Genomic DNA, 11,170 nt, shown 5'->3' with positions numbered 1-11,170 from the left:
CTGGGGGTCAAGGGGTCGTCGGTTCGAATCCGGCCACTCCGACCATTTAAGCCTCTGAAAGATAAGGCTTATTTGAAATCCGGGGAAACTAGAAACATCGCGAAAGCGGGAAATTGGGGCCTTTCTGGGGCCTTTTTCTTTTCTTGTGCCTATGCCAGTCTGAGGCCATGCCGCCCGCTGATTTGTTCCCCGCCATGATTGCCGGCCTCGAATCGGCTGGCTTGAGTCGCGCCGACATCGCCGAGCAGGCGCAAGTCAGCAAGACGACGATCTGGCGGATGGCGAATTCAACGAGCCGGGATCACCTTTCAGCGACGGCAAGTCGGGTGGCCGGGCTGCATGAGCGAGTCGTCGGCGGCGATACTGGCGACGTGGCCAGCCAGGACCGCTCGCAAAATGTTTCATGGGAAACCGGGGCGATAGGGCGGAATTGAAGCCATGGCAACTGACCCGAGCTTGGTTACCGAGGCGCGCAAGCTGCGTTATCAACAGCTACAGGAAAATCGACGGGCGGCGGGCAATCTTCAGGCCGAATACGGACGCTGGCTGATCGCCTCGCTGCTGTTGGTGCACGGCGCAAGCATCTTGCTCTTGGCGCAATCGCCCGCCCGGGTCGCTGACATACTCCCGGTTGTTTACTGGTGGCATATCGCCGGACTGATATTGGCCTTCGTCTGCGGTTTTTTGGCTTGGATGAATTGCGGCTATTTCATCGCGCTCTACGACGACGTTTCTCCGGAGATGATTTACAACGACGAGAGCTGGCCGAAGTTCGATCAGGCTGTGCTAACAAAGATCAATCTGACCTTTCGCGGGTCAGTCATCGCCGGGATGATGTCAGTGGGCTGCTTACTTGGCGCTGCCATCGCGGCGTATCGTCATATGGTGCCATAGCGGCGGCCATTGGCGCGCCGCCCGCTCTATCCGGCGGCCATGCGGCCCGCGCCCGCTGGCGGCGCTGACAGGCGGCAATCCCTGGCGTTTTCGCCCAGACGGCGCTATAGTCGTTGCCACGAAGATTGGCACGGTACGGCATGGCATGGCTCGGTTCACCGAACCGAAACCCTCTAATCAGGAGCATGACCATGACTAAAAGACTTCGGGAACGAGCCCGCCTGTTCGGCTATTCGATCCGCAAGATTGATGGTGAGTGGCGGCTGATCAATGACAGGTTGAATGCGGCGATGTATTTCCCGCGCGACCTCGAACAGATTAGCGAGTTCCTTTCCGCATAAAATGACCGAATGCCGTCCGTTTCCCATTGGAAGCGGACGGTTTTCACGCCTTGCCCGTGTCGGTCGGGAAAGTCGGTTTCCAGTCGCGATTGCGCTCCGCCTGCTGGCCGGCATAGTCGGGAATGAATGTGAAGAACACCGGGCGGCGGTCGCGGCCAGCGGCCTTGCAGGACGAGCAGCCGAACAGGCCGACCAAATCCCAATGCATGGAGCCGTGGTCAGCGCCGAGCCGGTCGATCAGCGACTGGATGTCGAGCTTGGTCGACTTGGCGCACATTGGGTGCCCGCAATTGACGTAGACGGTTTCGCGGGCGGCGAGGGTTTCGGAAAGGGTCTTTTGGGGCATGGCGACTCCGCAATGAGGGGATCGCCGCAACGAGGAGTTATATTGGTGGTGCCGAGGGCGCCGGCAAGGTGACTTTGCGGCGCGCCGGGGAAATACCGGCCTCGAACTTAACCCATCAAGAAGTGACTGAGCCTTAGCTCAAGTGCGTCGTTATCAGACAAATCGCATTCCCACAGCACCAGCACTTGCCAGCCGGCCTCGCGCAGATCGAACTCGGCCTTTGCGTCGCGTTCCTTGTTTCTGGCAATCTTAGGTCCCCAATACCCGGCGTTGCTTTTGGCCCCTTTGCCACCGCGCTTGCAGCCGTGGCCGTGCCAGTAGCAACCGTGAACGAAAATCGCCTTCTGACGGGGCCCGAACACAAGATCGGGCGTTCCAGGAAGATCGCGGCGGTGTAACCGGTACCGGAAACCCAATCTGTGCACGGCACGTCGCACGGTCATTTCGGGGCGCGTATTGACGCTCCGAATGGCCTTCATGTTGGCGCTACGCGCCTCTGTCGAAAGCTTGTCCAAAACCGTTCAACTCAACTGACAAATGGAAGCGCTTGGGACTATTTTCATTTTTAGGGTTCAAGTATGATTCGTGCCATAGATTCGAGGAACGAAATGCCATTAACCGCGATCGATCTGTTTTGCGGTGCGGGCGGTTTGTCGGAAGGTTTCCGCCAGGCCGGTTTTCACGTTGTCGCCGGCAATGATTTCGACGACAGGGCTGGTGAGACCTTTGCCGCAACGCATCGCGAGGCTAAATTTCTCCCCGGTGCTATCCAACAGTACTCCGCTGACGATTTTTTGAAAGCCGGTGGCGTCAAGGCAGGCGAGCTCGATGTGCTCGTGGGAGGCCCCCCTTGCCAAGGCTACTCGGTCTACAATCATCAGCGCGGCCTCCACGATCCCCGAGCCTCTCTCTACCTAGAATATTTACGAATCGTCGAAGGTGTGAAGCCGAAGTGGGTGGTGCTGGAGAACGTGACCGGCATGACTTCCGCTGGGGGCGGCGGTGCGGTCGGGGCCATTCTGGAAGGCTTGAAGGATCTCGGCTACAAAGTTGAAAGCCGCATCCTAAAAGCGGAAGAATATGGCATCCCACAGGAACGCCGCCGGATTGTCTTTATTGGCAACCGTGTGGGCGCACCGATCCCTTGGCCCAACCCAACCCATGGTCCGGGATTGAAGCCGTTCGTGTCGGTGATGGATGCCATCTCCGACCTGCCAGTGCTTGCCAACGGCGAAGGTTCCGAACTGGCGAAATACCGGACGAAGCCTGCCTCCGCTTTTCAGACGGCCATGCGTGGTGACTCCAAGGCGCTTACGAATCATTGGGCGGCGAAGCTGTCGCGCGTGAATCTTGACCGGATGGCGTTTATCCCGGAAGGAGGATCGTGGAGAGACATCCCCTTCGATCTGCTTCCCAAGGGGATGAAAAGGGCAAAGCGCTCCGATCACACGAAGCGGTACGGACGGCTTAGATGGGCTGGCCTAGCGTCAACAATCCTGACGAAATGCGATCCCCATTGGGGCGCTTATTTCCATCCTTCACAGGATCGGGCAATAACCGTCCGTGAGGCAGCTAGGCTGCAATCATTCCCTGATTGGTTCGATTTCAAGGGAAGCCGGACGGAGCAATACATTCAGGTCGGCAATGCCGTTCCGCCGCTGCTGGGGCGCAAAATAGCCGAAAGCATTATGGGCAAGATGGCCGCCGACGGTCCACGCGAGCTCGTCGCGGCTGAATAATTCCGAGACTTAGGCCCCTGCGACAATCGGCTTTTTCGGTTCTTTCTTCGGAATGAGCGCCTTGATGATTGCCCTCTCGTACACCCCCATATCAGGAAGGTTTACAGGGGACACGAAGGCGTAGGCCACTTGCTCCACAGTGGTTGTGAACGTCTCGCCCTTAACAAGCTGACGGGTTTCGCCTGCGGGGACGGCGTCGCCGATATCGTACGCTTGAAACGTAATGGTCCCTGCCGCTATGGGGTATTCCAGCAACTTCGTGCCCAAGCGGGCGCGGATGCGCTTCAAGACAGCAGTCGGGCATACAAAGAACAGGCCCTTGCCGCAGAACTTCTCCCTGCGAAGCACATAGCCTTTGTAGATAAGCTGCGGGAGAATTCGCTTCGAGACGTTCGCCCAGTTTAGGCCGGCGCCTGTCCAGCCTGGCGACCTGCCTTTGGCGTCAACATACTGCTCACCCTTTAGCAAGGCGGCGACTTGGTCCCTGTAGCTGTTCGTCGTGTCGATGGTCTGGATTTCGCAAGCTGTGAACTCGGCCATGGCCCCCGAAGTGTCGAGCCGCGCCATGACATAGTCGATGTAAAATCCGCCGGTGTCGTCTTCCTCGTCGGTCTTTGGCTTGGGGATTGAAAGCTCTGATCCCCAATATTTTCCGAAGACGGCGACCTCTTTGCCTGTCAGAACTCCATCGGCTTTCGCCTCTTTGATCGCCTGTGCAGAAGTGAGTTTTACACCAGCACCGAAGGCCTGAATTGCCACATCCCCAAGGATTGCATGGTCGTTCGCGTAAAGCCTGTTCGGGCAGATGATTACCGGCTCTTCGTTCCCTTGCTCGAGCGAACATCCGCCGTGATTTGGCTTGATGCACGGTGCTTTGACGAAGGGGCACGTTTTCGCGACCGCATGCTTTAGTCCCTCGGGGTCGAGCGGTGCATACCCGAAGAATTCTACAAGTCGTCCCGCCATTGTTGGCAATCCATTGACGCTCGACTGCCGCGAATCGAGACCACAGGTTCCAATGATGCCTCATGCGCAGGCCGGGGTATACGGGCGCGTTTCGCTCAAGGATGATGCGCCGCGCCGCTGTTCGGCTTGCGCCTGGCGATCGCGACCTCAATAGTCGTTTGCCTCTTGATATCCTGAACTTGCGCCCGGAACTGGCGCAGCATTGCAGTTTCGACTTCGGACAATTTCTGGTCGAAGCGCTGGTCGAGGTCGGCGCGCATCTTTAGCGTCGCATCAACATAGTCGCGCGCCAAAGCACCGGCCAAGCTTTTCAATTGGCCATCGAGGTAGGCTGTCGTGTGGGCTCTCCAAGCGGCAAAGCGGCGGTCGACCTCGATCGCAACGCGGCGCTCGATTTCGGTGCTCATGAAAGCCACTTGTTCGTTCATCGACAGCGGCATAGTCCCACGTTCCATCGGTTCGTCTCCCCTTACCTGTAGGCCCGGAACCGCAGCGACGCGCGGCGGTCCTCGATGCTGATGTCGCATTGCACGTCGCTGACGAACGGCATCGCGGCGGCGATATCGCGCAGCGCGTCCGCGAGTTGCATTAGCGCGGCGGCGACCGGCACCTCACTGATATCGATCTCGATGGGCAGCTTTTCGCGCGTCGTCATCGCCATCACCAAGTCGCGCCAGAAATGAAGGCGACGCGCCCGCCGGCAACCGTCCAGTCGGCATCGAACCGCACCAGAAGGCCGGCGGTGTTCGTTTGCCACAAGCTTCTGATCGGGGTGGCAAGGACGCCGCCGCCAGACGCGAGCGGAAGCGGCGTGTCGGATTCGTGCACGACGCTTTCGTTGGATTGCGAGATTTCCGGCGCGGCCATCATCGAGACGAAGCTCGGGGCATCGACCGCGATGATGGTGCCGGGCGCGATTTCTGGCGAAAAGATCGTCGGGATCGCCAACGTCGAGGGAAGCGTGGCGAGGCTGATGGCGGTCAAGGGCGACGCCATGAGCACAGGCACGGTTCCACCCAAAGCCAGAATTTGGCCGACAAGCGCTTTCAGGTCGTCGACCATGGCTTGCCCCGAGTCGGGCGCTGCGCTTGCGGCAATCGGTACGACGCCATTGAGCAAGCCCGCCGGGCGAGCAATCGTCGCTGGCAAGGCATCGACCAAGGTCCTGTCGACCAGCCGCCGCACGTCATTCGACAGCAAATTGCCGAGGATCAGTTCGACATCGAGGGTCGAGCGCTTGGCCAATTCGCCGGAATAGACCGACAAGCAACTGACCTTTTTCGCGCCCAAGGACGCGGACGAAAAATTCAGGCGCAAATCCGGCGCGGGCATGCCCTCGGCAACCCATTGCGCCAGCGGATTGGCGGAGGGGACCGGGATCGGGACCGATTTCAGGGAAACGTCATCAAGGCCCAATGCCAAGGCCGAGAGGCCGCGCAACTGGCTGTAGAGCGACGGCGGGGTGCCGGTGGCCAAGAGGTCGAGCAGATCGGTGGCGACCAGTTCGCTCGCCCAGCCCGGCACGGTCGTCATGGCCGGATTGACGGCGGCCCGCATCAGGTGGGGATAGCGCTGCCGAAAGCCGGCTTCGACGCTGACGGTCGGTTCGCGCATGGCGATGACAGCATGGCGAATAAACCGCTGTGCGCCCGATAGTTCGGTCGACGTTCGTCCGTCGCGTCCCCTGCCACTGAGATGCCGTAAGGTCGCGTTTGCGGCCTGCTTTAGATCGGTCAACTGGCGGGAAATGAGGTCCGCGTCCATGGCTTTAAGCCTCCATTCGAGGCGGCCATTTGGCGTTTGCGCGGCGGTCCCCGCGCTCCTCGATGGGCAATCCAATTAAACTGCTTCGCGTTTCACGGGGGAACTATTTTGGCCTGACCTCAAGTTTCCGAAATTCGGAAACATTGCCGGTTCGAGGGCGGTCGCCAGCGTTCAAGGAGGCATCATTTTCGATGAGAGGGGTATGCGAATTTCCCGGAAATTAGAATGCTTCTCCGCCGGCGGCGCGCCCCACAGGAGGCCTATTTCGAGGCCGCCCCCCGGCCTCGCTGTCCCCGCAGTCATTCCGCCTCGTTGCCCCACGCGTCCCAACCAGCGCGCGCCGGGCCGCGTCGGTTCAGTTCGATCTTTGGCAGCGTCGGGTGGTAGCGTTCGATCATTTCGAGCACCGCGTCCGGCTTGGCCGAATGCGCGCCGACTGGCGCGATGATGACCGAGCGGGATTGCGTTCCCATTGCGGGCGCTGGCACCTTGCCTTTGGTGCCGACGAGCAGCAACTCATGCTCGCCGGTGAACCAGTATCCAGTCCCTCGACCATTGCCTGGACGCTGCTTGAACCAGATGGCATGCGACTTGTAGGTGAATCCCCACCGCGCCATGACGGCCAGCGCATCCAGCAGCATCGGCACCGTTGCCCACAAGTACAGAATGGAATCAGGGGCACAGATCGACGGCACGTCGCGCTCCATGATCATCCGCGTCGGGCTGGTCGGATAGTGGTTGTCGGCGGCGCGGCTCATTCCGGTCACCCGGCTATAGGGCTCAAAGGACCATTCGCAGTCGGCGTAGACCACGCCATAGCGCTTGATCGGCATGGCGATGATGCGGGCGCTGATCGCGGTCTCGCGGGAAGCGACGCGGGCGATGCGCTCGTCGCGCTCGGCCTTGCGGGCGGCGATCCCCTTTTCCCGCTTGGCCTTCCTTCGGCGGCGGCGCTGGCGCTCAGCATCGGTCATCGCGCCGCGCTTGAAAATCGGCGGCCTTCCCATTGTTCCCTCCTTTCCGTGATGCGTTCTTACGCGATAGCGCGTCACGAAATGCCGACCCGACGCTGCGCGCGCCGGGCCGGCGATACGGTCAGGCGGCTTTGGATGTCGTCGCCAAGCTGTCGAGCGCCAGTTGAACGCGGGCAAGCGTATCGCCGTCCGTCTCAACTTTTTCGATATCAATGCGGCGAAGAAGCTCCGTCAGCGTGCTTGTCAGCGCACCGTTCGGCCAACGCGGGCTTTCGCCCTTCGACCGCCGCTCGATGTCTCGCTCGATCCGCGCGAGCAGCTTCGCCACATCGGGAGATTCAAGATCGTCATAGTAGTCCTCGTCCTCGTAAGGATCGTGAGCGAACTGCGTGTATTGATCGACGAGTTCCGCCGTGACGACCGCAAATGCCTGCATCGTCGCGAGTGCGCATTCACCAGTCGTGACGGTCGCGCGATATGGCGCTCCCGAAAGCGCCGCTTGCAGCGGCGAAAATGGATAGGCCTTCCGATCAACGAAAGTGCGAAGCTGATCGGCGATGAAATCCGTCGTAGCCCGGACACGCTCGGGATCGGCGTCGAAAATCATTCCAAGATTGTTTTTGGCTACAATTCTCATTTCAGTCCTCCTTGTTGCCGACGCCGAGATTGACGCCGGGATTGCTTCAAAGTTTTGGCCCGCCCTGGATCACCCTCAGCCAAGGGTGACGCAGCCGGCGTTCGGCCTCGTCCAAACAGTCCAGCATGCTTTTGAACGGGTTTTTCTGCTGCGCTTCTTCGATTTCGCGGCGCATCCGTGCGCGCTGCTTGGCCGTGGATTTGGAGGTCAGGGCCCGTACGAATTCCTCGTCCGTTGTCCGAGCGACGGGCGTCTTTTCGACAAAATCGCAACTCCATTCGATCATGTCGTGGCAGCGAATCATCACCGCTCGCAATTGCTCTTCGGTCGGGCGGCCATCGCCGCGCAGAAATTGGCGACAAATCGAGAGTATCTGGCTGGCGGAATAGTGGTGCGGGTTCGTCATTGGTCCTTTTCCTCCGCCGGCTTGTCGGGGGTCGGCTGCTGACGTGCTGCCTGATATTTCGCAACGATGGCCGCGATCTTGGCCTGGGCCTTGGCCGATGCCCGTGCGGCGGCGCGTTGGTATTCGGTGAGCGCTGGCGGCGGCGATGCGGACGGGCCATTCGAAGGGATTTCTCCATTCGATTTATCGATCTGAAAACCTCGAGGGGTCGCGTCAGCAGACCCCAGTGTTAAGTTCAATGTGTTCCCTTCTAAGTGTTGGGGTGTCAGTTTTGGCACTACCCCGGTGCCAGTTTTGGGACTGGTTTGGGTCCGGATTTGGGACTGGTTCGGTGCCTCCAAACTGGTGTCAGTTTTGGGACTAGTTTTGCGGTTGCGCGGGATCGCTTTTCGGGTCGCCTCGAATGCCGTCACAATAGCGCGCAATTTGACGAAATTGACTTGGTAGGCGGTCCGATAGGTATCGCTCTCGACGCGCCGGAACAGACTGGCCTCAATGAGTTCGGCAAGACCGCGCAGCACCGAGCTTTTGGATATGCCCAAGCGGCGGACCATGGTCCGAAGCGACGGATCGCACCGCTTGGTTATCTCATTGCGATGGTCGAGCAGCAGCGCGCCGACAGCTTTGGCCCCGCTCGAAATCTTGGCGATGCACAAGGCTTTGTAGGCAAAAAATTGCGGCGTCTGCTCGCTGGCCATAGTGGTGGCGTCCTCCCTATCGAGGAAGCCGCGCTAAGCAAATCTTGCGTTCGGGCCGGGCGGAGAATATCTTCCGGGCGTCTGAAATCCCCGAAAATGCCGGGCCGTCGCGCTTTGTCCTTTCGCGCGGCGGTCCCGTTATCCGACCATGGATTCCGCCTTGCGGGGGCGGCCTGGCGCGCGCGGCTCTTGTTTGGCCACATGGGCTCTGGCCTCGGCCTCGGCCTGCTTTTGCGCAAACATTCTGCGGATTTGGCCCAAGCTGTTGCCGCGCACTCCCGGCGAAAGTTCCAGCAGCGGCGGCCAGCGCCCGGCCTTGCGCTCGCGCCATCGGGTGGTCGAGGAGGTGCGCGTCATCTGGTTTAGCTCTTCTTCGGACAAAATCCGGTCGTCGTCAGCGATGGTGAGGTCCATGGCCGCTCTCCAAGAATTCGGTGGGTTTTGATTTGCCGGGAAAGCATGCGCGCCGATGAAACTGGCTGCAAGCGAAACAAAATCGGGCTATTTTCTTTCTTTGCCGGCGCGATCCTGCAACAGCGAATTCAGCATGATTTGAAGGTGACGTGCCCTCGCCTTGTCCAGCCCTGCGATCTTGGCAGCGATTGCCAAAACCTGATCCTTGTCGTTGCCGGCCTCGACGGCATGGGCGGCGCGCTCGGCCAGTTCGCCCAATCGATCCTTCCCGGCTGGTCGTCCGCGCTTTGTCGGCTGCGCGGCCTCGGCCAAGGCAGCGGCGATCTCATCGAGCAGCGCGAGCGTCATTTCCGGCACCGGCATGACGCTGCGCAATTCCCGGTTGCCGGGATATTTCAAGTTCTCGGGGTTCGCGCCCAATGCCCGGAGCCGCGCGAGAAGCGAGAGGCGCGAATCCTCTTTCATCCCCGCGCCGCCCGGATCGGGATGACGGCTCCGGTGTTCTTTTCGCCCGACAGCAGCCCGTCGACATGCCGAGCCCATGCCTCAAGCGCGATCCGCTTCTCGGCCAGCCTGTCGTAGGCATCATAATGCCGGGCCATGATGTCGTCCTCGACGTGGGCAAGCACCGCCTTTCTGTCTTCGCGAGGGATGCCGAGGCGCGCCATTCCGGTCGCGCAAGTGGCGCGAAAAGCCTTCGGCGTTGGCGGATCGGCTTGCAGGCGCTTGACGATCTCGCCGTCCTCGCCGGTCGGATCGAGCGCGGGAATGATCCTACGCAGGCATTGCGAAAGCGAATGGCGGGCAAGCCGAGACCGGTCGGCGAAGCGGCTGGCGAAAATATGGTCGAGCATGGGCCGCTTTTCGGCTTTCGCCTCCGCCTCTTGGAGGGCGATCTGCGCCTTGATTATGCGAACGACCGGCGGGGTGAGCGGCAAGATGTGCCTTCGGCGCGCCTTCATGCGGCTGGCCGGAAAATCGGCAATCGCCTGTGTGGGGTCGTCGAGGTGCTGCAATTCGGCCAGCGATAGCCCGGCGATCTCATCGGGCCGCTTTCCGGTCAGTGCCAGCGCTTGGAAGGCGGCGCGCATGCCGGGGATCATCCGCGCGCTTTCGATTGCCCGCCATAGCACGACGAGTTCGGCATCGGATAATACCCGGTCGACCTCGCCATCCTTTCGCTCTTTGGTTGGCTTCTTCACGCCAAGCATCGGCGAGACGGTGATATGGCTCTGATCGACGGCCCATTCGAAAAAGAGCTTGAGGGCCGAATGGAGCCGATTGGCGGCGACTGGCGCGCGGGCGGCGACAATTTGCAACCGGGTGGCGCAATCAGCCGTGGTGATGTAGCGCGGCATGATTTTGATCCATTGCTGGCGGGCATCGCGCTCAAGATAGCCTTGGTCCTGCTTCCAAGAGTCTTTCAGCTTGGCCAGCGCCGGATAGTAGAGATCGAGCAAGCCGCCGAGATCGAGCGCCGATTCCTTTTCTTGCTTTTGGCGCTCTGTCCGAATTGCCTCGCGTTCGGCGGCGGGATCAGCCCCGGAACGGACTTTGCCAAGCGCGGCCTCGGCTCGGCGGCGCATCTCCGCCATGGTGATGCTCGGATGCTCATTGAGCGGAAATCGCTTTTTCTTCTCGGAGCCGAGCGGTTTGTAGCGCAGCGACCCGACGATCTTGTCCGGATAGACGCGAGCGTTCCAGCTTGGGATGCGTTCGTCAGTGAATTCGACAAAGCCGGTCGCGGGTCGGTCGACCTTCTTGGCGAAAGCGTCATCGAGGAGAATTCGCGGCATTTTTGGAGCGCCTTTTGCTAGTGTCATTGCATCGCGCTTTTTGCGGCTGGGGCCTTTTTGGGGCCTTTCTTTTGAAAGGCCATGGCCCCAATTGAAAAAGCTTGCAAGCGCAGCTAGCCCTCAAACCCTTACATAGCAAGGGTTTTGAAAGCTAGCGCATTTGACTGAAAAGGGCTGAAAACGCCTTTAGCATTT

17 protein-coding genes are annotated in these 11,170 nt (G+C 60.2%); 4 read left to right on the top strand and 13 right to left on the bottom strand.

Features of this window, described 5'->3' with window-relative positions; translation table 11 throughout:
- Window positions 1-167 precede the first annotated feature (167 nt).
- The 3 genes from OOJ09_RS31495 to OOJ09_RS31485 all read left to right on the top strand — a co-directional run bounded on the left by OOJ09_RS31495 (window position 168) and on the right by OOJ09_RS31485 (window position 1,235).
- On the top strand, window positions 168-434 hold the full coding sequence (locus tag OOJ09_RS31495) for a hypothetical protein (protein ID WP_269908953.1): 267 nt from the start codon (window positions 168-170) through the stop codon (window positions 432-434).
- Window positions 435-438: 4 nt separating this feature from the next.
- Window positions 439-894, top strand: a complete 456-nt coding sequence (locus tag OOJ09_RS31490) for a hypothetical protein (RefSeq protein ID WP_269908952.1) — start codon at window positions 439-441, stop codon at window positions 892-894.
- Window positions 895-1,085: 191 nt separating this feature from the next.
- Window positions 1,086-1,235, top strand: coding sequence for a hypothetical protein (locus OOJ09_RS31485; protein ID WP_269908951.1), 150 nt, complete (start codon window positions 1,086-1,088; stop codon window positions 1,233-1,235).
- 43 nt (window positions 1,236-1,278) lie between these two features.
- Here OOJ09_RS31485 and OOJ09_RS31480 read toward each other — a convergent pair whose 3' ends face one another.
- Complete coding sequence (locus OOJ09_RS31480; RefSeq protein WP_269908950.1) at window positions 1,279-1,581, bottom strand: hypothetical protein; 303 nt, start codon at window positions 1,579-1,581, stop codon at window positions 1,279-1,281.
- A gap of 107 nt (window positions 1,582-1,688) precedes the next feature.
- Window positions 1,689-2,096: a very short patch repair endonuclease gene (locus OOJ09_RS31475; RefSeq protein WP_269908949.1), complete on the bottom strand. Its 408-nt coding sequence runs from the start codon at window positions 2,094-2,096 to the stop codon at window positions 1,689-1,691.
- Window positions 2,097-2,189: 93 nt separating this feature from the next.
- Between OOJ09_RS31475 and OOJ09_RS31470 the strand changes: the two genes are divergently transcribed.
- Complete coding sequence (locus tag OOJ09_RS31470; protein WP_269908948.1) at window positions 2,190-3,320, top strand: DNA cytosine methyltransferase; 1,131 nt, start codon at window positions 2,190-2,192, stop codon at window positions 3,318-3,320.
- Window positions 3,321-3,329: 9 nt separating this feature from the next.
- Here the strand turns inward: OOJ09_RS31470 and OOJ09_RS31465 are convergent, their stop codons facing one another.
- From OOJ09_RS31465 to OOJ09_RS31415, 11 genes are all read right to left on the bottom strand, one after another.
- Entirely contained in the window at window positions 3,330-4,286 is a 957-nt protein-coding gene (locus OOJ09_RS31465; protein ID WP_269908947.1) for a NotI family restriction endonuclease, read from the bottom strand.
- A 95-nt stretch (window positions 4,287-4,381) separates the two neighbouring features.
- Window positions 4,382-4,726, bottom strand: a complete 345-nt coding sequence (locus tag OOJ09_RS31460) for a hypothetical protein (protein ID WP_269908946.1) — start codon at window positions 4,724-4,726, stop codon at window positions 4,382-4,384.
- A gap of 29 nt (window positions 4,727-4,755) precedes the next feature.
- Entirely contained in the window at window positions 4,756-4,941 is a 186-nt protein-coding gene (locus OOJ09_RS31455; RefSeq protein ID WP_269908945.1) for a hypothetical protein, read from the bottom strand.
- A 5-nt stretch (window positions 4,942-4,946) separates the two neighbouring features.
- Entirely contained in the window at window positions 4,947-6,050 is a 1,104-nt protein-coding gene (locus OOJ09_RS31450; RefSeq protein WP_269908944.1) for a phage major capsid protein, read from the bottom strand.
- 299 nt (window positions 6,051-6,349) lie between these two features.
- Window positions 6,350-7,057 carry an MT-A70 family methyltransferase gene (locus OOJ09_RS31445; protein WP_269908943.1) on the bottom strand — a complete coding sequence of 236 codons (708 nt, stop codon included), beginning with the start codon at window positions 7,055-7,057 and terminating at the stop codon, window positions 6,350-6,352.
- 88 nt (window positions 7,058-7,145) lie between these two features.
- Window positions 7,146-7,631, bottom strand: coding sequence for a hypothetical protein (locus tag OOJ09_RS31440; RefSeq protein ID WP_269908942.1), 486 nt, complete (start codon window positions 7,629-7,631; stop codon window positions 7,146-7,148).
- A gap of 76 nt (window positions 7,632-7,707) precedes the next feature.
- Window positions 7,708-8,067 carry a hypothetical protein gene (locus tag OOJ09_RS31435; RefSeq protein WP_269908941.1) on the bottom strand — a complete coding sequence of 120 codons (360 nt, stop codon included), beginning with the start codon at window positions 8,065-8,067 and terminating at the stop codon, window positions 7,708-7,710.
- The gene (locus OOJ09_RS31430; RefSeq protein WP_269908940.1) at window positions 8,064-8,765 is read right to left on the bottom strand and encodes a helix-turn-helix domain-containing protein; all 702 of its coding nucleotides are present in this window, start codon (window positions 8,763-8,765) and stop codon (window positions 8,064-8,066) included. Before OOJ09_RS31430 ends, OOJ09_RS31435 begins: the two co-directional genes overlap by 4 nt.
- A 138-nt stretch (window positions 8,766-8,903) precedes the next feature.
- On the bottom strand, window positions 8,904-9,179 hold the full coding sequence (locus OOJ09_RS31425; protein WP_269908939.1) for a hypothetical protein: 276 nt from the start codon (window positions 9,177-9,179) through the stop codon (window positions 8,904-8,906).
- An 87-nt stretch (window positions 9,180-9,266) separates the two neighbouring features.
- Complete coding sequence (locus OOJ09_RS31420; protein ID WP_269908938.1) at window positions 9,267-9,527, bottom strand: hypothetical protein; 261 nt, start codon at window positions 9,525-9,527, stop codon at window positions 9,267-9,269.
- 113 nt (window positions 9,528-9,640) lie between these two features.
- Window positions 9,641-10,975, bottom strand: coding sequence for a tyrosine-type recombinase/integrase (locus tag OOJ09_RS31415; RefSeq protein WP_269908937.1), 1,335 nt, complete (start codon window positions 10,973-10,975; stop codon window positions 9,641-9,643).
- Between the last annotated feature and the right edge of the window lie 195 nt (window positions 10,976-11,170).

This window comes from Mesorhizobium qingshengii (genome assembly GCF_027563465.1).
Taxonomy (GTDB): Bacteria; Pseudomonadota; Alphaproteobacteria; order Rhizobiales; family Rhizobiaceae; genus Mesorhizobium; species Mesorhizobium qingshengii_A.
This window is presented reverse-complemented; position numbering and strand designations above follow the sequence as displayed.